General features: G+C 26.4%; 17 protein-coding genes and 1 riboswitch. Of the genes, 3 read left to right on the top strand and 14 right to left on the bottom strand.

Going from position 1 to position 19,983, the window contains the following annotated elements; genetic code table 11:
* Window positions 1-24: 24 nt before the first annotated feature.
* From topA to Q7K47_09130, 14 genes are all read right to left on the bottom strand, one after another.
* Window positions 25-2,373 carry a type I DNA topoisomerase gene (topA, locus tag Q7K47_09065; protein MDP0507347.1) on the bottom strand — a complete coding sequence of 783 codons (2,349 nt, stop codon included), beginning with the start codon at window positions 2,371-2,373 and terminating at the stop codon, window positions 25-27.
* A 101-nt stretch (window positions 2,374-2,474) separates the two neighbouring features.
* A complete protein-coding gene (gene dprA, locus Q7K47_09070; protein MDP0507348.1) occupies window positions 2,475-3,530 on the bottom strand; it encodes a DNA-processing protein DprA in 1,056 nt (351 codons plus the stop codon).
* A 17-nt stretch (window positions 3,531-3,547) separates the two neighbouring features.
* Window positions 3,548-4,366, bottom strand: a complete 819-nt coding sequence (locus tag Q7K47_09075; GenBank protein MDP0507349.1) for a hypothetical protein — start codon at window positions 4,364-4,366, stop codon at window positions 3,548-3,550.
* Window positions 4,366-5,568, bottom strand: coding sequence for an exodeoxyribonuclease VII large subunit (gene xseA, locus Q7K47_09080; GenBank protein ID MDP0507350.1), 1,203 nt, complete (start codon window positions 5,566-5,568; stop codon window positions 4,366-4,368). The genes Q7K47_09075 and xseA overlap by 1 nt, the downstream gene beginning before the upstream one ends.
* 14 nt (window positions 5,569-5,582) lie before the next feature.
* The gene (gene uvrB / locus Q7K47_09085; protein MDP0507351.1) at window positions 5,583-7,568 is read right to left on the bottom strand and encodes an excinuclease ABC subunit UvrB; all 1,986 of its coding nucleotides are present in this window, start codon (window positions 7,566-7,568) and stop codon (window positions 5,583-5,585) included.
* 63 nt (window positions 7,569-7,631) lie between these two features.
* Complete coding sequence (locus tag Q7K47_09090; protein MDP0507352.1) at window positions 7,632-8,000, bottom strand: ankyrin repeat domain-containing protein; 369 nt, start codon at window positions 7,998-8,000, stop codon at window positions 7,632-7,634.
* Window positions 8,001-8,077: 77 nt separating this feature from the next.
* Window positions 8,078-8,752: a tRNA (adenine(22)-N(1))-methyltransferase TrmK gene (locus Q7K47_09095; protein MDP0507353.1), complete on the bottom strand. Its 675-nt coding sequence runs from the start codon at window positions 8,750-8,752 to the stop codon at window positions 8,078-8,080.
* Window positions 8,753-8,754: 2 nt separating this feature from the next.
* Complete coding sequence (locus Q7K47_09100) at window positions 8,755-9,618, bottom strand: stage 0 sporulation family protein (protein MDP0507354.1); 864 nt, start codon at window positions 9,616-9,618, stop codon at window positions 8,755-8,757.
* A gap of 341 nt (window positions 9,619-9,959) precedes the next feature.
* Complete coding sequence (gene radC, locus Q7K47_09105) at window positions 9,960-10,649, bottom strand: DNA repair protein RadC (GenBank protein MDP0507355.1); 690 nt, start codon at window positions 10,647-10,649, stop codon at window positions 9,960-9,962.
* Window positions 10,650-10,663: 14 nt separating this feature from the next.
* Window positions 10,664-11,722: a nicotinate-nucleotide--dimethylbenzimidazole phosphoribosyltransferase gene (cobT, locus tag Q7K47_09110; protein ID MDP0507356.1), complete on the bottom strand. Its 1,059-nt coding sequence runs from the start codon at window positions 11,720-11,722 to the stop codon at window positions 10,664-10,666.
* A 9-nt stretch (window positions 11,723-11,731) separates the two neighbouring features.
* The gene (locus Q7K47_09115) at window positions 11,732-12,319 is read right to left on the bottom strand and encodes a histidine phosphatase family protein (protein MDP0507357.1); all 588 of its coding nucleotides are present in this window, start codon (window positions 12,317-12,319) and stop codon (window positions 11,732-11,734) included.
* Between the two features lie 10 nt (window positions 12,320-12,329).
* Window positions 12,330-13,109, bottom strand: a complete 780-nt coding sequence (gene cobS, locus Q7K47_09120; GenBank protein ID MDP0507358.1) for an adenosylcobinamide-GDP ribazoletransferase — start codon at window positions 13,107-13,109, stop codon at window positions 12,330-12,332.
* A 15-nt stretch (window positions 13,110-13,124) separates the two neighbouring features.
* The gene (gene cobU / locus Q7K47_09125; protein MDP0507359.1) at window positions 13,125-13,685 is read right to left on the bottom strand and encodes a bifunctional adenosylcobinamide kinase/adenosylcobinamide-phosphate guanylyltransferase; all 561 of its coding nucleotides are present in this window, start codon (window positions 13,683-13,685) and stop codon (window positions 13,125-13,127) included.
* A 117-nt stretch (window positions 13,686-13,802) separates the two neighbouring features.
* Window positions 13,803-14,084 (bottom strand): HU family DNA-binding protein, encoded by a 282-nt coding sequence (locus Q7K47_09130; protein MDP0507360.1) that lies wholly within the window; start codon window positions 14,082-14,084, stop codon window positions 13,803-13,805.
* A gap of 216 nt (window positions 14,085-14,300) precedes the next feature.
* Window positions 14,301-14,402: riboswitch (purine riboswitch) on the top strand.
* 246 nt (window positions 14,403-14,648) lie between these two features.
* On the opposite strand from Q7K47_09130, the gene purE reads away from it, so the two are divergent.
* Genes purE through Q7K47_09145 form a run of 3 tightly spaced genes read left to right on the top strand, consistent with a single transcriptional unit; the run spans window position 14,649 to window position 19,974 of the window.
* On the top strand, window positions 14,649-15,134 hold the full coding sequence (gene purE, locus Q7K47_09135; protein MDP0507361.1) for a 5-(carboxyamino)imidazole ribonucleotide mutase: 486 nt from the start codon (window positions 14,649-14,651) through the stop codon (window positions 15,132-15,134).
* A complete protein-coding gene (purK, locus tag Q7K47_09140) occupies window positions 15,134-16,252 on the top strand; it encodes a 5-(carboxyamino)imidazole ribonucleotide synthase (GenBank protein ID MDP0507362.1) in 1,119 nt (372 codons plus the stop codon). The genes purE and purK overlap by 1 nt, the downstream gene beginning before the upstream one ends.
* Before the next feature lie 29 nt (window positions 16,253-16,281).
* The gene (locus Q7K47_09145; GenBank protein MDP0507363.1) at window positions 16,282-19,974 is read left to right on the top strand and encodes a phosphoribosylformylglycinamidine synthase; all 3,693 of its coding nucleotides are present in this window, start codon (window positions 16,282-16,284) and stop codon (window positions 19,972-19,974) included.
* Window positions 19,975-19,983 lie beyond the last annotated feature (9 nt).

The raw sequence follows: 19,983 nt of genomic DNA on the forward strand, positions 1-19,983 counted from the left end.
TCTAGAGAACCTTTGTATTTAAATCTATTTAGTTGTTTTTTTCTTAGTAGTTTTCTTTTTAGTAGTTTTTTTCTTAGTAGTTTTAGCTTTTGGCGGTACAATATTACCATCTTTATCAAGATTTTTAATATTTTTACACTCAGGATATCCAGTACATGCTAAATATTTACCCCATCTACTTCTTCCAATTCTAAATGGTTTTCCACATTTTTCACAAACTCCAACTTTAGAAAGAATTTGTTCTTCTTCTTCTTTTATAGCCTTTAACATAGAATCAAGTTTAACAATTTCATTTTCAATAGGAACTTCTTCGTTAGCTAACGCTTTTCTAATTTGAGAAGGAAGAGGAATTCTAACATTATCATTAGAATAATTTTCACTTTCTAAATAACTACCAAATCTACCGAATTTTAGTACCATTTTAGTTCCTGATTCAGATAAAACATCAGTAGGTTTTCCTTTTTTGTCAGCAATTCTTTTTTTCAAAATTTCATTTACAAAAATTTTACCATTTTTAATTTCATCTCTAGATAAGTCAATACCTTTAAGTGAAAATTTTTCGGTACATTCTTCATTAGTACAAGCAAGATATCTACCAAACCTACCATTTTTCATAACCATAATTCCATGATTATTAGGGCATTCCACATCAGAAGTAACAATTTTATTTTCTTCTTCTTCAACTATAACTTTATATTTTTCAATATTTTTATCTAATTCAGAATAAAATAATTCTAAAATTTCTTGCCAATTTTCATGCCCCTCAGCAATTTCATCTAATTTATGTTCCATTTCAGCTGTAAATTTAACATTCATAATTTGTTTAAAATTTTCATTTAAGGTTGTTTCAACTTCATAACCTAATTCTGTAGGAATAAAGCTTTTTCCTTTTAATGAAACATATTCTCTTTTCTTTAATGTATCAATTATAGTTGCATATGTAGAAGGTCTTCCAATTCCATCTGCTTCTAGTTTTTTGATAAGAGAAGATTCTGTAAGTCTAGCAGGAGGCTTTGTATAATCTTCTTTAATATTCAATTTATTTAAGTTTAAACTATCGTTTTCTTTAATATGAGGAAAATCTCCAATTGGTAAAGAGTCTTCATCTTTAAAAATTTTATAATAACCATCGAATGTGATTTTATTAGTAACACCTCTAAATTTTATGTTTTCCTTAGAACAAATAATTTCAAATTGATCATATTTCATAGGAGCTAATTGAGAAATTATAAATCTTTCCCAAATAAGAGTATAAAGTTTTAATTGATTTTTATCTAGATATTTTGCTAAAAACTCAGGTGTATAATCAATATTTGTAGGTCTAATTCCTTCATGGGCATCTTGAACATTTTCTTGTTTTTTTGTAGATTTTTTCTTTTCAACTCCTAAATATTCATTTCCATAAGTTTTGATAATGAAATCTTTAGCCATATTTTTAGCTTCTTCAGAGATTCTAGTGGAATCTGTTCTCATATAAGTAATAAGCCCTTTATGATTACCATTAATATTAATTCCTTCATATAAATTTTGGGCTAATTTCATAGTTCTAGAAGCTCCAAATCCCAAATAAGAAGATGCTAATTGTTGAAGTGTACTTGTTTTTAATGGAACAGGTGGATTTTTAGTCTTCTTATTAATTTTAGCTTTTTCTACATTGAAATCAGCTTTATTAAAAGATTTAATTTTTTTAACCACTTCTTCATCTTTAAGTTTATCAATTTTTTTATCATCAACTTTGTATAAATTTAAATTTATATTGTTTTGAAATTCTCCATTAATATCCCAATATTTTTCAGGAATAAAAGCTTGTATAGAATTTTCTAATTCACAAATTAATTTAAGAGCAACTGATTGGACTCTTCCAGCACTGGTATTAGAAGAAATAGTTTTCCAAAGTAAAGGACTAATTCCATACCCAACTAGTCTATCAAGAATTCTTCTTGCTTGTTGAGCGTTAACTTTGTTAATATCAATTTTTTTTGGATTTTTAATAGCTTCAGTAATAGCTGAAGCAGTTATTTCATTAAATTCTATTCTGTTATTATCATTGTCATCTAACTTTAAAGTTTGAGCTATATGCCAAGCAATTGCTTCCCCTTCTCTATCTGGGTCAGAAGCAAGATAAACTTTTTCAGATTTTTTAGAAAGCTCTTTTAGAGTACGAGTAACATCTCCTTTTCCACGAATTGTTGAATATTTAGGAACAAATCCATTTTCAACATCAACTCCTAATTTACTTTTAGGTAAATCTCTAATATGCCCAAAAGAGGCAGTTACTAAAAATTTATCTCCTAATATTTTTTCAATTGTTTTAGCTTTAGCGGGGGATTCCACAATAACTAAATTTTTTTTTGGTGCTTTTTTTCTCGCCATTTTCCCATCCCTTCAAATAAACCTATTTAAATTATATTTATAGTATATGCTCTAATTATATTAGAACATACACAAAAAATCAATATTTCATTTAAAATCATTTATTTTTTTCGTCTATATTTACCACCACTAACACTAGTGATAGCATTTTTAATTTCCATATTTATAAGAAGTGCTAGTAGTATATTTGCTTTCATGCCAGTACTTAAAATAAGTTCATCTAAAGTTTTTTCAGTGGCAAGGTTATTATAGACTATGCTTTCTTCTTTTGTTAAGTTTAAATTACTTTTTTTAAAAAAACATTCCCAATTAAACTCTTTTAATATATCATTTCCGCAAGTAACAAGTTTTGCTTCAGAATTTTTGATTAAATTATTAGTCCCTAATGAAGCAGGAGAATAAATATCTCCAGGAACAGCAAAAACATCTCTTCCTTCTTCGATAGCTAATGATGCTGTGATTAAACTTCCACCTTTTTCTTTGCTTTCAACAACAAGAATACCCTTAGCTATTCCTGCAATAATTCTATTTCTCATTGGAAAATTAAAGGATAAAGGTTTTGTATTAAGTGGAAACTCAGATAAAATAAGTCCCTTCTCACTAACTTCATTCCAATATTTTTTATTTTCATATGGATAAATAACATTTAAACCAGATCCAACAATAGCAATTGTATTTCCCTTTTCTTCAAGAGTTGTTTTATGACAAATAGCATCAATTCCTAGAGCTAGTCCGCTAATAGTAGTTATTCCAGATTGAACAAGTTCTCTAGTAAATTTTTCGCAACAAATTTTTCCATAAGCTGTAGGTTTTCTTGTTCCTACAATAGCAATAATTTTATTTTTTAATAAGTTTATGTTTCCTTTATAATATAAGAATACTGGCGGATGAGAAATATTTTTTAAATAAATAGGATAATTATCATCCTTCAAAGAAATAATATTAATTTTATTTCTTTTTAATATTTCTAGTTCTTTGCTTAAGTTAACTTTTTTAGATTCATAAATTTTGTTAATATCTTCGTCTTTCAAACGAAAATAAATTTTTAATTGTTCTTTGCTTAGTTTAAAAATATCATTGTAATGGTTGAGCTTTCTCATTAAGTTAAGTATAATATTATCTTTTAAATTAATTAATCTTAATCTATACCAATCCATTTAAAGCCTCCTAATATTTAATTATTAATATAGGATTTTTTTAGAAGTTCTTTCATTAACTTAGAATTTGGATATAAATTTCTTCCTTGATTTAGAATTTCATTGGCTTTATTAAAGTCTTTTCTAAGAAGATAAATATTACCAAGTGCTAAATAAGATTCTTCAGAATTACTCATACTTTTATATTTAGTAAAATCAGAGAGAGCTTCTCTATATTGTCCTAAATTTCTGTAACAAATACCTCTTCCTAAATAAGGTTCACTTAAATTAGGTTCTCTATAAATAATTTCTCCATAGTAATTTATAGCATTGTTATAATTTCCTAAAAATTTATTTGTAACAGCAGCTCCAAAAAGGTTTTCAATAATATCAGTATTTTTACTAAAAATCATTCTAGCTTTTTCATATTGATGATTTTTAAAATATTGATTGCCAAGTAGATAAATTTCTTTTGGATTATCACTTATTTCTTCAAGATGTTCTTTAAATATTTTATTATAATATTTTAAAACAACAACAGCTTTTTCTCTAATAGTGATACTATCAACGATTTTTTCAATAGAAGCAATTTCTTTTGTTCTATGATCTCCTTTTTTAATATCAATTAAAGGAACAAAAAATTCTTTTTCTAATTTTGTTTCTTTATCAATATACTTAAATTGAATAGAAGTGTTGTTGATATTAGCTAAATTTTCTTCTGTAAAACTTTGGTTTTCGATAGTTTTTTCCTTTTTCACTTTGAATAATTTATCAAAAAAAGAAAAAGCAAGTTTTTCTTCAGCTAGGGTAGAAGTTCCTAAAGTTACTAAAAGTAACAGTGTAAATATTTTTTTCATTAATTTTTAATCTCCTTTATAGTACTAATTAATTCTCCATTATATAGTTTAGTTGAAATTTCATCTCCAACTTTTACATTATTACTTGATTTTAGTATTGAATTTTTGTATCTAGTTATTGAATATCCTCTTTTAAGAGTAGTCAAAGGATTTAAATTGATTAGTGTTTCTATTTTTAAATCAAGAAGTTGTTTTTTTCTTTCAAGATTTAAATTAATAGCTCTATTTAACTCCGACTCTTTTGAGACTAGATTTTCTTTATAATTGTTCAAATAATTTACAAAATTTTTAATTGTATAAGAATTTTTATAAAAACTTAAATCATTATTATAAGATATTAATTTATTTTCTATTAAATTTTCTATTTTATGTTTTCTATTATTAAGAATTTTAATAATTTCATATTTTGAAGGAATTGCAATTTCAGCACTTTGTGTTGGAGTAGCAGCTCGAACATCAGCAACTAAATCAGTAAGTAAAAAATCTATTTCATGACCAACTGCTGAAATTATAGGTGTTTTACAATTATAAAAAGCCATAGCGGTTTTTTCTTCATTAAAAGACCAAAGGTCTTCAATACTTCCTCCACCTCTACCAGCAATAATTAAATCAATTTCAGGGATTTTATCTAAAGTTTGGATTCCTTTTATAATTTCCTTTACAGAATTTTCTCCTTGAACTTTAGCAGGATAAAAATAGAAATTTAATCCCCCCATTCTTTTTCTAGCAGTAGTAACTATATCGTGGAATCCTGCTCCAATAGGAGAGGTTACAATTCCAATATTGACAGGAAATTTAGGTAAAGGTTTTTTATGAAGTTGGGAAAAATAACCTTTTTCTTCAAATGACTTTTTAACTTTATCAAGTTTTTCATAAAGTGCTCCTAACTTATTATCCTTTTCTATATGTCTTACAAGTATTTGAAGATTTCCTCTAGTCTCATAAAAGCCTACATCTCCAAATAAGGTTACTGCATCTCCTTCTTTTAAATCATTGGGTATTTTTTTTAACTTATAATTAAATGCAACACATTTTATTTGAGCTTTATTATCTTTTAAGGTGAAATAAAGATGGCCACTTCTATAATATGTAACACCTGATAGTTCACCTTTTAAAAAGAAATTATGGAAATTATTATTTGTTTCCACAAAGGATTTTATTAATTTATTAAATTCGCTAACTTTATAAATTCTATCTTCCATTTTTCTCCTTTTATTTAAAAATCAATTAACATTTCTTTTAATTTTAGCATTTTATCTCTTTTTTTAATAGCTTTTTCAAAATCAAATTCATCAGAAAGTTTTTTAATTTCTTTTTCAAGTTTTTTAATTTCTTTTTCTATATCCTTTTTAGAGGAATAAGTTATTAAGTTATCAAATTTATTCAAATCATTTTCAGAAATACCATAATCTAAATTTAAAATAGTTTTAGAAATTTCTTTGATAATATTTTCTGGATTAATATGATTTATTTTGTTATATTCTATTTGTTTATTTCTTCTTCTGTTAGTTTCAAGAATAGCTTCGTTCATGGATTTTGTAATAATATCTCCATAAAGAATAGCCTTACCATTTATATTTCTAGCGGCTCTTCCAATAGTCTGGATAAATGAACGGCGACTTCTTAAAAAGCCTTCTTTATCAGCTTCTAATATAGCTACCAAAGAAACTTCAGGTATATCTAGCCCTTCTCTAAGAAGATTTATTCCAACTAATACATCAATTTCTCCATTTCTTAATTCTTTTATTATTTCGATTCTTTCTAAAGTATCAATTTCAGAATGCATATATTTTACTTTTATTCCTAAGTTGGCATAGTATTCAGTAAGTTCTTCAGCTGTTTTTTTAGTTAAAGTTGTAATAAGAACTCTTTCATTAATTCTTGTTCTTAAATTAATTTCATTTAGCAAATCATCAATTTGATTAGTGGATTTTCTTATTTCAATTATAGGATCAGTAATTCCTGTAGGTCTTATTAATTGTTCTGCAATATAATTATTAGAAGCATTTACTTCAAATTCTCCAGGGGTCGCAGAAACAAAAATAGTTTGAGGACATAATTTTCTAAATTCTTTAAATTTTAAGGGCCTATTATCAAGAGCGGATTTTAGTCTAAATCCATTTTCTACTAAATTAGTTTTTCTAGAAAAATCACCTTTATACATTCCATTTATTTGAGGAACTCCAATATGAGATTCATCAATAACAAGTAAAAAATCCTTTGGGAAATAGTCAATTAAAGTATCTGGTCTATCTCCAGGTTTTTTAAAGGTAAGATACCTTGAATAATTTTCGATTCCTTTACAATGACCAATTTCCTTAATCATTTCAATATCATATTTAGTTCTTTGTTCAAGTCTTTGAGCTTCTAATAGTTTTCCTTCTTTTTTAAAATTATTAATTTCAATTATTAAATCTTTTTTTATTTCAGAAATAATAGAATCAAGCTCACTACTTTCAGTAACATAGTGATTTGCTGGTGGAATGATAATCCTTTGTAAGTTTTTTTTAATTTTTTGTCCAGAAAGAGTATCAATTTCAGAGATTTCTTCTAAATCATCTCCAAAATATTCTAGTCTGTAACCAATTTTCATAGATGCAGGATATATATCAATAACATCTCCTTTTATTCTAAACTTTCCTCTTTCAAAGGAGATATCATTTCGTTCATATCTTAAATTTACTAAAGATTGAATAAGTTTTTTTCTATTATAACCTGTTTTTAAATCAAGAGGAATAGTAAGCTTTTTATATTTCTCAGGAGATCCTAATCCATATATAGCAGAAACAGAAGCTACAATAATAACGTCTTTTCTATTAATTAAAGCTGCAGTTGCAGCATTTTTCAATCTATCAATTTCATCATTTATGGAGGAATCTTTTTCAATATATGTGTCAGTTGATTTTATATATGCTTCTGGTTGGTAGTAATCATAATAAGAAACAAAATATTCTACCGCATTTTCAGGAAAAAATTTTTGATATTCTTGGTATAATTGAGCAGCTAAAGTTTTATTAGGAGCTAATATTAAAGTTGGTTTATTAACATTTTTAATGACATTTGCAATGGTAAATGTTTTTCCAGAACCTGTAACTCCTAATAATATTTGATCAGAAATATTATTTTTTATATTATTTGTTAATGTTTCAATTGCTTTAGGTTGATCTCCAGTGGGATAAAAATTAGATTTTAATTTAAACATAGTCTCACCTCAATAAAAAGATAATTTAAAAAAGCCAATCTATTGATTGGCAGTGAGTATAATTTATTCTTCTTCAACATTTTCAATGATTTTTAAAACTTTTTTACTGTGATTTTCCTCTGCAATATCTTTTGGTAATTGATCAAAATCATTTTCTTGACGTAAATCAGCCCCATATTTTAGTAGTAATTCAAAAATCTGATCAAAATCTAATCTAGCAGCTATATGCAAAGGTGTTTCTTCTTTTTTATTTTCAATATTTGGATCAGCTCCGTGATATAGTAAAACTTCAACAAAATTAATCTTCTTTTTTAAAACTGCAAAGTGAAGAATAGTATTTCCTTTATTATCTGTTTCTTCAACAGCCGAAATACTCAGATTTTCCTCAAAATTTTCTAAATCATTATTTTCTAAAAACGTTAACAACTCCATTATTTATTACTCCTAGTTATATTAAAAATTATATTTTATATTATCTATTATACTATAAAAATTATTAAATTCAAGTATTAATAACCATTTTCTTCTAAAAAAAGTGGGGGAAGAAATTTAAGAATAGATTTTCTACCCTTTGAAGCCTGTATTAATACTAAGTTAGAATCACTTGTTTTGTTAAAATATACAAATTGAACTTTAGAAATTGAAAGTCCAATATTTTCAAATTCTTTTGCAATTTCTAAAAATCTAAAGCTTCTGTGAATTAAGAAGATTTCTCCTCTAGGTTTTAGTAATCTTTTGCAGTTTTTAGCAAAAGAAGAAAGATTTAAACAAATTTCATGTCTAGAGATTTGTTTATTTTCATTGGTAGAAATTTTTTTTCCGTCTAAAACCATATATGGAGGATTTGAAATAATATAATCAAATGAATTGCCTTCTTTTAAATTATTAACATCTCCTAAAACAGGTTTAATAATCTTTTCTAGATTATTTTCTTTAAGATTTTTCTTAAACAGCTCAAAAGATTTTTTTTGAATTTCAATTCCTGTAATATTAGTCATATTCTTCTTTTTAGCTAGAAGAATTGGAATGATTCCACATCCACTTCCAATATCTAGTATTTTTTTATTAGAATTACCATTAAAAAAATCAACTAAAAGTATAGGATCAACAGAAAATCTAAAGCCGTCTTTATATTGATATATATTAGTTCCATCTTTAAAAGTGGTTATATCTGTATTCCTCATAATTATTCCTTTTCAAGCAAATTTAAGTGTTTTTCTTCGTGCTTGTTAGGAGTTTCGTTTTGAATTTTTTTAGTCTCTTTTTTATTAAATTTAACTTCATGAATATCAAATTTAGTAATTCCTTGGTTTGGAACATCAACATATAAAAATTCATTTAATGGATTAATACTGATAACTTTACCATCCCCTTTATTAGTTTTAACATATTGATTAACTGCCGGGAAATTTCTAAGTGCTTTTTCATATTGAGAATATTCATAGTTAATGCAACATAATAATCTTCCACAAACACCAGATATTTTAGCAGGATTAATAACAAGTCCTTGATCTCTAGCCATTTTAATAGAAACAGAATTAAATTTATTTATAAAAGTTCTACAACATAATTCTTTTCCGCATACTCCTATATCTCCAAGAATTCTAGCTTCATCCCTGACACCGATTTGTCTTAATTCTATTCTAAGTTTAAAGATATTAGCAAGGTCTTTTACAAGATCTCTAAAATCAATTCTTCCTTCAGCTGTGAAATAAAAAATAAGTTTTGTTTTATCAAAAGTAAATTCAGTATTAATAAGTTTCATAGGAAGATCGTGTTTTTTTATTTTTTCTTTACCAACAGTGTAAGCATTTTTAGCTTCTTCTTTTAATTGATAATATTTTTCAATTTCTTCTTTGCTTGCCTTTTTTAAAACAGGTTTTAAAGGTAATACAAGATGTTTTTCAGATAAAGTCATAGGAGTATTGTAAACAGTTCCTATTTCTTGCCCTCTGATAGTATCAACAATTACTTTATCTCCTTTTTTATAAGTTTCATTTTCATCAATTACTTCAAAATAATATCTTTTTCTTGTTATTTCAAAAATTATTCCTAAAACTTTGAAAAATTTTTCTTCTTGTTTTTCTTGAGAATTTTCATCTTTTTTTTGAGCTTCTACTTTTGGAGCAGGTATTTTAGAAATATTTTTTTCAACTTTTTTTTCAGGTCTTTTTTTATTGTTAAAACTTTGTTTAGTTTCTTTTAATTCTTTGTTTTCAACAGTTATTTTTTGTTTGTTGTTATTATTATTTTTATCGAATTTTTTATTAAATCTTTTTTTTGAATTTTTATCAAATTTTTTATGAGTAACTTTATTATCTTTATTAACTTTGTTATCTTTATTCTCTATAATTTTTTTATTTTCTTTTATATCGTTCATTAATCCTCCATTTATAAAATTCCTTCTTCTAAAAAACTGAAATAAGAATCTTTACCTATTATTATATGATCAATTATATTAACATCTACCATTTTAAAAAAGTTTTCCATATTTTTGGTAAGCTCAATATCTTTCCTTGAGGGATAAGTATTCCCAGAAGGATGATTATGAGCAAAAATTATAGAACGAGCATTATGGAAAAGGACTCTTTCTAAAATTTTTCTGGGGTAGATAGCACTTTTATCAATAGTTCCTGTAAATAATGTTTCAAAACTTATTATTCTATTAGCTGAATCTAAAAAAAGAACTTTAAAAGCTTCATTTTTATCAAATCCGATATTATTTTTAAGATAGTTAATAAGTTGATTTTTTGTTTTTAATTCTAAATTTAAATTTTCTTTTTTTATTTTATCCTCAAAGGAATAAAGATTTAAATCTCCTAGTAATTTTAAATAAATAGCAATTCTTTCACTTATTCCTTCAAATTGAGATAAAACAGTAGTATCTGCTTTAAAAACTTTTTCTAAAGTATTAAAATATTTTATTAAAGTTTTTGCTAATTCTTTAGTATCTTTTCTTGGAATGACAAAAGTAAGTATTAATTCTAAGACTTCGTAATCCAAAAGACTTTTATATCCAGAAGATAGATACCTTTTTCTTAATCTTTCTCTATGGCCTAAATAAGTTTTATTTTTGGACATATTACATCAAACTCCTATTTACTAAAAAGTTCATATATTTCATTAGGTGTTTTCATTGTTTTATAAATATCAATCGCAGACTTAATCATAGGATGTGCTAATACAGCTCCAGTTCCTTCTCCTAATCTCATATTCATAAAAAGAAAAGGTTTAAGACCTAATTCATCAATAACTAATTGCATTCCTGGTTCTTCGCTTAAATGAGTTATAAGAATGTAGTTTTTAATTAGAGGATTTAATTTGCAAGCTACCAAAGCAGCAATAGCTGAAATAAATCCATCAACAAGCATTATTTTTTTACATTTAGCAGCTCCTATATAAAGACCAACTAAGAATGCAATATCAAGACCACCAACACAAGCTAGTATTTCTAATGGATTTAATTGAAAAGTGTTATATTTTATACAACTTTCAAATATAATTTTCTTTTTCCGACAAAGTTTTTCATCAGAAAGACCTCCGCCTCTCCCTACAGCAGTTTCAATACTACATTTAGTAAGGGAATATAGGATAGCAGAAGAAGTGGTAGTATTTCCTATTCCCATTTCTCCATTTGAAAAAATATCATATTTATTTTCTAAACCCTCCATCATAATAATACCGTTTTCAATAGTTTCAATTACTTGTTCTTTTGTCATAGCTTCTTTTTTATGAAAGTTATGAGTCCCTTTTATAGTTTTAAAATCATATAAATTTTTAGAATGAATATTCAAATCTTCACATATTCCAACATCAGCTAATTTAAAATCGATATCTAAATTTTTGCACATTATACTTATTGCTGCTAAATCACTTAACATAGCTTTAGAAACTAAGGAAGTGTATTCTTTAGGACAAGAAGAAACTCCTTCTTCAACAATTCCATTATCAGCAGAAGCTACAATATGGCAAGGTCTTAAATGAAGTTTTTCTAATCTGTTTTCAAAAATACCAGAAAGTTGTTTTAAGATATCCTCTAATTTTCCTAAACTTCCAATAGGTTTCATTTTTGAATTTAAAACTTTTTCACATAAATCTATAGAATTTTTATTTAAAGGAGTTATTTCCTTTAAACTTTCTTCAAATCTTTTCATAAGTTAATTTCATCCTCCGATATTAAATCCTGCTAAGATTGGAAAATTATTTTCATCAAATTCAATAATAATAATACCACAATTATTAACTTTAAATTTCCAGTAAGCATCTAAATTGCCAGAAAAATAATAACTTAAAACTGTACATATAATTCCCCAATGGGTAACAATCAAGTAATTTAAATTTTTATCCAAAGAATTAATAAATTCAACAGCTCTTTTTTGCAAAACTAAAGGACTTTCTCCAGTTTTGAAATCATAAGTTTTCCAGTTTTTAGTAGCTATTTCTAATTCTTTAGGATATTTTTTTGAAATTTGATTATAGGATAATCCTTCGAAAATTCCAAAATTTAGTTCTCTAATTTTATCAGAAATTTCTATATTTAAATTTTTATAATTTAAAATTTCAGCTGTTTCATAAGCTCTTTTCAAATTACTGGAAAAGATTTTGTCATAATCGAGATTCTTTACTATATCATAAGCCTTTTCAGCCTGTTTTATACCAGTATTATTTAATTCAGGATCAAGAATTCCATGATAAAGATTATCTTTATTCATATCAGTTTCGCCGTGTCTAATCAAAATAATTTTACTCATAAGAACTCCTTTAGAAACTAAATGATATATACAATCCTAAAAGGAATAGTATTTCAGATAATTCTAAAATAGCTCCTAAAGTATCTCCTGTAATTCCTCCAATTTTTCTATCCATAAGTTTAGCAAAATAAATACCAAGTACATGAATAACAAAAGTAATATTAACTAAATGTATTGGATTTAAAACAGGAAATAAGATTCCTTGTATTAAAAATAAAAACACTAAAGATGTAAGTACAGCAAAAGTTGCCCCTTGCCTACTTGTTTCTTTTACAAAATCTTTTGCCATGCCCATAGATTTTGCATATTTTCCAACAGCACAATTAAGAGTACTATTTGCTCTAGCTATTACTGGAGTCATAAGAACAGCTATTCCCATTCCTTGAAATCCAAAACTAGTTTCTAGACCAGCAAGTAATAAAATCTTAAATAAGAAATAAATTATTAAAGATAAAGCTCCATTTGTACCAAGTCTAGAATCCTTCATTATCTCTAACATTTTTTGTTTGCTACGGTAGCTAAAAATACCATCAAAAGTATCTGCTAATCCATCAAGATGTAAACCTCCAGTTATAATTACTTCAGCTAAAACTAAAATAGCTGCAAGAATATAAGGGGAAGGTATAATTATTCTTCCAAAGTAATATATAATATAAAGTAAAGCTCCAATTATAATTCCAACAAATGGAAAGAATTTCATGCTACTTCCTAATTTTTTAGAGTCATATTCAGGCTCTATAGGGATAGGAAATCTAGTCATAAATTTTAATAGTAAAATAAATCCTTTCATAAATCCTCCTAAGTGTTATTTCAACTTCATAGGCAAACCAGAAACTATAAAATAAGCTTCTTCTGATTGTGCAGCTACGAGTTGGTTAAGTTTACCATTTATATCTCTAAAAAATCTTCCAAGAGGGTAATCAGGAATACTTCCCATCCCAACCTCATTGGAAACTATTAAGATATCAATGTCATTTTCTTTGACAAAATTAATAAGAGAATTAACCTCTTTAATAATTATTTCTCTTATATTGTCTACATCTTTAGGTGTAGCCTTGTCCCAAACTATATTATTTTCCAGAAGCATATAGTTTGTAATTAAATTTGTTAAGCAATCAAGTAGAATAACATCATATCCTTGAATATGTTTTTTTAAAATATTCTTTAGACTTTTATAGTTTTCGATTGTTTTCCAATTTTTACCTCTTTGTTTTTTATGTTTTTCTATTCTATCTTTCATTTCTTCATCAAAAGGAATTCCAGTAGCTAAATAAATTTTTTTCGAATAATTTTCTTTAATATATTTTTCTGAAAAAAAACTTTTTCCACTGCGAGCTCCTCCGCTTACATAAATTACTTTTCCCAAGGTTAACATCCTCCTAAATAAAAAATATTTATATTGATAATTATAACATATATTTAAATAAAATTCTCAAAATAAAAAGAGCAATTATTATAATTGCTCTTTTTATTTTTTATAATTTTATTTGCTGTTTAATCTATCCTCTAAATCTTTACCCACTCTAAATTTAATATATTTTTTAGGAGTAATTTTGATAGATTCACCAGTTCTAGGATTTCTTCCTTCTTTTCTTTTAGTAGTTCTTCTTTCAAAAGTACCTAATCCTCTAAAAATTAAAACTTCATCAGCTTCTAGAGCGTCTTTCATAGTTTCAATAAATAATTCAACTTGTCTTTTAGCTTCTTCTTTGCTTTTTAATTCAGCTTTAACCATAAACAATTCTGCAAATTCTTTCTTTTTCATAAAAATCTCCTTTTTAAAAATGAATAGATAAAAAACATAAAACTCACCCTAATTACTTTATTATGACTAAGAAATAAAGTGTTTAGTTTAAAAAAAACAAAAAATTTTTTTTTGAAAATTTTTGAATGAGAATTTTTCTGAAGTTACACAAATAAAAAAAATAAAATATTTTATTTTAGGAGTTGAAAAAAAATAAAAAGTATGATACCCTAGGGTTAATTAATTGAATAGATAGCTTATATAAAGGTCATAATACGGATGACAAGTTTCTACCTACTAACCTTAAATTAGTAGACTATAAGCACAAAGATATAATGAAAAACTTCGTTGTAGCTAAGTTGCTTTTTCAAATGATTGGTGTAATCATTTGTTTTTTTTGTAGATGTTAAAAAAGGGAGACTAAGCGATGTTTTTTATTTTTTTTATTAAAATAAAAGAAGTTTTAAAAAAGACAAAGAATAGATTAATAAACGTCATAAATATGAGGGAGAGTGTGCCCTTGATTTATGACGTTTTTTTATTACTGTAAGTTAAAAAATTAAAATAAATTATTTGGAGGTAAATATGTCAATAGTTAGTGTTATTATGGGAAGTAGATCAGATCTTCCAACTATGGAAAAAGCTGTTGAAATGTTAGAAGTGTTTGGTATAGATTATGAAGTTAAAATAATTTCAGCGCACAGAACACCAGATTTAATGTATGATTATGCAAAAAAAGCAAGAAAAAGAGGTATAAAAGTAATAATAGCAGGTGCAGGTGGAGCTGCTCATCTTCCAGGGATGGTAGCAGCTTTAACAACTTTACCAGTTTTAGGAGTTCCAATAAAATCAAGAGCTTTAAATGGAAAAGACTCATTATTATCAATAGTTCAAATGCCAGGTGGTATACCTGTAGGGACTTTAGCTATAGGAGCTGCGGGAGCTAAAAATGCTGGAATTTTAGCAGCTGAAATAATTGGATTAATGAACGAAGAAGTTGCAAAAAAAATTATTAAATTTAGAGATGAGCAGAAAAATAAAGTTTTAGAAACAAGTGAGGTAACTTTGTAATGGTTATTGAAAAAGGTAAAAATATAGGAATTTTAGGTGGAGGTCAATTAGGAAAAATGCTTTGTGAAAGTGCAAGTAAAAAAGGCTATAATACAATAATTTTAGATCCAGGAAAAGATGCTTGTGCAAGTAAAGCTTCAAATAGTCATATAATTGGAGAATATAACGATAAGGAAAGTATTTTAAAGATAACAAAAAAATCAGATGTAATAACTTATGAATTTGAGAATGTAACTTCTGAATCAGTAGATATAATAAAAAATAATGGTGGCTATATTCCTCAAGGAATAGAGCCTTTATATGTAAGTCAAAATAGATTAAGAGAAAAAAGAAAAATAAATGAATTAGGAATAAAAACAGCAAAATTTAAAGCTGTAGATAAAAATAATTCTTTAGATGAGGCAATAGATGTTATTGGTTATCCAAGTATATTAAAAACTTCTACTGGAGGGTATGATGGAAAAGGTCAATGGATTATAAAAAATGAGCAAGATAAAAAAATAGTAAATGAAAAATTAAAAGAGATATTTAAGGAAAGAGAATATATATTAGAGAAAATGATAAGTTTTGAATGCGAATTATCTTGTTTTGTTGTAAGAAGTACAGATGATAGTTTGTCTGTTTTTCCAGTGGCAGAAAATATTCATAAAAAAGGAATTTTACATTTAACTATAGTGCCTGCTAGAATTTCCAATGAAACAGAGGAGAGAATAAAGATAATAAGTAAAGAAATTATAAAGGGATTAAACTTTGTAGGACCTTTAGCAATTGAATATTTTTATGGAAATGATGGAGAAATTTATGTTAATGAAATAGCTCCAAGGCCTCATAATTCTTTTCATTATACAATGGATGCTTGTGATTGTTCACAGTTTGATATGCATATTGACGCTATTTGTGGGAAAAAGTTAAAGACTCCTAAACTTTTAAAAAAAGTAGTGATGTTAAACATATTAGGACAAGATGTAGAAAATATAGAAAAATGTTCATTTAAAGATGAAGAGAAATTACATATGTACAATAAAGGAGAAGCTAAATTAAATAGAAAAATGGGACATTTGAATATATTAGGAAATGATATAGATGAAATATTAGAAAGAATTAATGAAATATACTAATTTAATAATGAAAATATAAGGAGAAAAAAGTGAATAGAAGAATATACGTTTCTAAAAAAGAAGAATTTAGAGTTGAAGGAAAGTCTCTTTTAAACGAATTAAAGGAAAACTTACATGAAGATGGATTAAGAAATTTAAGATTATATAATGTATATGATGTTTTTAATTGTGAAAATGAAGATATCGAACTTTTAAAGTCTAAAGTTTTATCAGAAATAGTGACAGATAATGTATATGATGAGGTTGACTTGATTGATAAAAATTATATTGCTATAGAAAATTTGCCTGGTCAATATGATCAAAGGGCAGATTCAGCAGAGCAATGTTTAGTTTTATTGAATAATAAAGATAATGTTCAAATTAAAAGTGGAAGGGTAATTGTAATAGAAGGAGAAATAAAATCCTTTGAGAAAATAAAAAAATATATAATAAATCCAATAGAAACAAGAGAGAAGGATTTAAGCATATTAAATAATGAAGAAGATATTACAATTGAAGATGTACCAATTATAGAAGGATTTGTAGAATATTCTGAAAAAAAATTAGAAGATTTTATAGAAGAGAATGGACTTGCTATGAGTTTAGCTGATTTGAAACATATTCAAGATTATTTTATAAATGAAAAGAGAAATCCAACAGACACTGAAATAAAGGTTTTAGATACTTATTGGTCAGATCATTGCAGACATACAACTTTTGAAACTTATTTAAAAAATATTAAAATAGGTAAAAGCCATATGACAGAAGCTATACAAAAGTCATATGATAAATATATGGAATTAAGAGAAAAAGTACATGGGAATAAAAAACCTATGACCCTAATGGATATGGGAACAATAGGTGGTAAATATATGAGAAAAATTGGTAAATTAGATGATCTTGAAATTACAGAAGAAATAAATGCTTGTAGTGTTGAAGTTAATGTTGATGAAGATGGGAAAATAGAAAAATGGTTATTGATGTTTAAAAATGAAACTCATAATCATCCTACAGAAATAGAACCATTTGGTGGAGCTTCTACTTGTGTAGGAGGAGCTATAAGAGATCCATTATCAGGAAGATCATATGTATACCAAGCTATGAGAATAACAGGAGCAGGAGATATATGTGAAAAAATAGAAAATACATTGCCTAATAAATTACCTCAAGTAAGAATTTCAAAAGGAGCAGCTCACGGATATTCTTCTTATGGAAATCAAATAGGATTAGCTACAACTTTTGTAAATGAAATATATCATGAAGGTTACAAAGCAAAAAGAATGGAAGTAGGTGCAGTTGTAGGTGCAGTTAAGAAAGAATATGTTTTAAGAGAAGAGCCTAAACCAGGAGATATAATTCTTGTTTTTGGTGGAAAAACAGGAAGAGATGGAGTAGGAGGAGCTACAGGATCATCAAAAGAACATACAGATTCATCTTTAACAAAATGTTCTTCAGAAGTTCAAAAAGGTAATGCTCCAGTAGAAAGAAAAATTCAAAGAGCTTTTAGAAATCCAGAAGTGACTAAGCTTATAAAAAAATCCAATGATTTTGGAGCAGGTGGAGTATCAGTTGCCATAGGAGAGTTAGCAAGAGGAATAGAAGTTGATTTAGATAAAGTTTCTGTTAAGTATTTAGGTCTTAGTGGGACAGAACTTGCTATTAGTGAATCTCAAGAGAGAATGGCAGTTGTAGTAGCCCCTGAAAATGTAGAAAAATTTGGTGAATTATTAAAAAAAGAAAATTTAGATATAAATAAAGTAGCTAAAGTTACAGAAAATGAAGATTTAATAATAAAATTTAGAGGGAAAACTATAGTTAATTTGTCTAGAGAGTTTTTAGATACAAATGGAGTTACTCAGGAACAAGACATAGAAGTTGTACCGTTAAAAGATAAAAATATATTTAAAGTTGATAAAACAGGAGATTTAAAAGAAAAGTTAAAAGAAATATTAAAAGAAATGAATGTTGCTTCTCAAAGAGGAATGGTTGAAATGTTTGATGCTACAGTTGGAAGATCTACTGTATTAATGCCTTATGGTGGAAAATATCAATTAACAGAAAGTGAAGCTAGTGTGCAAAAATTTCCAACAAAAGGATTTACAAATACAGCTTCTATAATGGCTTATGGATTTAATCCTTATATATCTGAAAAATCTCCATATTTAGGAGCTATATATGCAGTTATAGAATCACTAGCTAGAATAACAGCTGTTGGTGGAGATTTTACAAAGGCGAGATTGACATTTCAAGAATATTTTGAAAAATTAGGTAAAGATAAAACAAGATGGGGAAAACCATTTATGGCTTTATTAGGTGCATTAGAAGCACAAGTTGAATTTAAAACACCTGCAATAGGTGGAAAAGATAGTATGAGTGGAACTTTTAAAGATATTGATGTTCCTCCTACATTAATTTCCTTTGCTGTGGTGACAGAAAATGTAAATAATATAATTTCTTCTGAACTAAAAGAAAAAGGAAATTATATCTATTTAATAAAGCCAGAATATCAAGATGATTTTACTCCAGTATATTCTAGTTTAAAAGAGAACTTTAAAAATGTAAAAGAAGGAATAAAAGAGAAGAAAATTGTATCAGCTTCAGTAGTTAAATTTGGAGGAGTGGCAGAAGCCTTAATGAAAATGTCATTTGGAAATAAATTAGGAATTAATGTAGAAACTGAAGAAAATTTATTTGATTTATTACCAGGAGGAATAATTGTAGAATCAGAGGAGAAATTAGATTTTGGAATTTTATTAGGAGATGTTAAGGATAATCAAATTATAAAAATAAACGAAGCTGAATTAAGTTCAGAAGAAGCTATAAAAATTTGGGAGACAAGATATTCAAAAATTTATCCCACTAAAAGTCATGAAATAAAAAGTAAACTAATAATTCCAGATAAAAAAATTGTAAATATGCCTCAGAAAGCTAAAAGATTATATGATGAGCCTAAAGTTTTAGTGATTACATTTCCAGGAACTAACTCAGAATATGATACAGCAAAAGCTTTTGATAGAGCAGGTGGAAAATCAGAAATTTTTGTTATTAATAATTTAACAGTTAAAGATATGAAAAAATCAATGGAAGACTTAGCTAATAAAATTTTAGAAGCTCAAATAATTGCTATTCCAGGTGGATTTAGTGCTGGAGATGAGCCCGATGGATCAGGGAAGTTTATAACAAACATATTATCTAATGAAAAAATAAAAATATCAATTAAGAAATTTTTAGAAAATGAAGGACTTATGCTAGGGATATGTAATGGATTCCAAGCTTTAATAAAATCAGGATTATTACCTTATGGAGATATGGATAAGCTAAATGAAAATTCTCCTACATTATTTAGAAATGATATTAATCGTCATGTTTCTAGAATGGCATATACTAGAATTTCTTCTAATTCTTCCCCTTGGTTATCATCTTTTGAAATAGGAGATGTTTTCCCAATGACTCTATCTCATGGAGAAGGTAAATTTGTAGTTAGTGATAAATTTGCTGATGAATTATTTAAAAATGGGCAAGTGGCAACTCAGTATTGTGATTTAAATGGAGAACCAACTTTAAATCCAGAATATAATTTAAACGGCTCATATTATGCTATAGAAGGAATAACTTCTGCAGATGGAAAAATATTAGGTAAAATGGGACATTCTGAAAGATATGAAGAAGGATTATACAAAAATATTTATGGAGAAAAAATGCAAGATATCTTTAAAAATGGAGTTAATTTCTTTAAAAAATAAAAGGGAGTT

The sequence above is a fragment of the Fusobacterium sp. JB019 genome, assembly GCA_030673965.1.
GTDB lineage: Bacteria > Fusobacteriota > Fusobacteriia > Fusobacteriales > Fusobacteriaceae > Fusobacterium_B.

What these genes read in the sequence shown, in the direction of transcription:
- topA (MDP0507347.1), bottom strand. Translation starts at nt 2,373, where the DNA reads ATGGCGAGAAAAAAAGCACCAAAAAAAAATTTAGTTATTGTGGAATCC.
- dprA (MDP0507348.1), bottom strand. Translation starts at nt 3,530, where the DNA reads ATGGATTGGTATAGATTAAGATTAATTAATTTAAAAGATAATATTATA.
- Q7K47_09075 (MDP0507349.1), bottom strand. Translation starts at nt 4,366, where the DNA reads ATGAAAAAAATATTTACACTGTTACTTTTAGTAACTTTAGGAACTTCT.
- xseA (MDP0507350.1), bottom strand. Translation starts at nt 5,568, where the DNA reads ATGGAAGATAGAATTTATAAAGTTAGCGAATTTAATAAATTAATAAAA.
- uvrB (MDP0507351.1), bottom strand. Translation starts at nt 7,568, where the DNA reads ATGTTTAAATTAAAATCTAATTTTTATCCCACTGGAGATCAACCTAAA.
- Q7K47_09090 (MDP0507352.1), bottom strand. Translation starts at nt 8,000, where the DNA reads ATGGAGTTGTTAACGTTTTTAGAAAATAATGATTTAGAAAATTTTGAG.
- Q7K47_09095 (MDP0507353.1), bottom strand. Translation starts at nt 8,752, where the DNA reads ATGAGGAATACAGATATAACCACTTTTAAAGATGGAACTAATATATAT.
- radC (MDP0507355.1), bottom strand. Translation starts at nt 10,649, where the DNA reads ATGTCCAAAAATAAAACTTATTTAGGCCATAGAGAAAGATTAAGAAAA.
- cobT (MDP0507356.1), bottom strand. Translation starts at nt 11,722, where the DNA reads ATGAAAAGATTTGAAGAAAGTTTAAAGGAAATAACTCCTTTAAATAAA.
- Q7K47_09115 (MDP0507357.1), bottom strand. Translation starts at nt 12,319, where the DNA reads ATGAGTAAAATTATTTTGATTAGACACGGCGAAACTGATATGAATAAA.
- cobS (MDP0507358.1), bottom strand. Translation starts at nt 13,109, where the DNA reads ATGAAAGGATTTATTTTACTATTAAAATTTATGACTAGATTTCCTATC.
- Q7K47_09130 (MDP0507360.1), bottom strand. Translation starts at nt 14,084, where the DNA reads ATGAAAAAGAAAGAATTTGCAGAATTGTTTATGGTTAAAGCTGAATTA.
- purE (MDP0507361.1), top strand. Translation starts at nt 14,649, where the DNA reads ATGTCAATAGTTAGTGTTATTATGGGAAGTAGATCAGATCTTCCAACT.
- purK (MDP0507362.1), top strand. Translation starts at nt 15,134, where the DNA reads ATGGTTATTGAAAAAGGTAAAAATATAGGAATTTTAGGTGGAGGTCAA.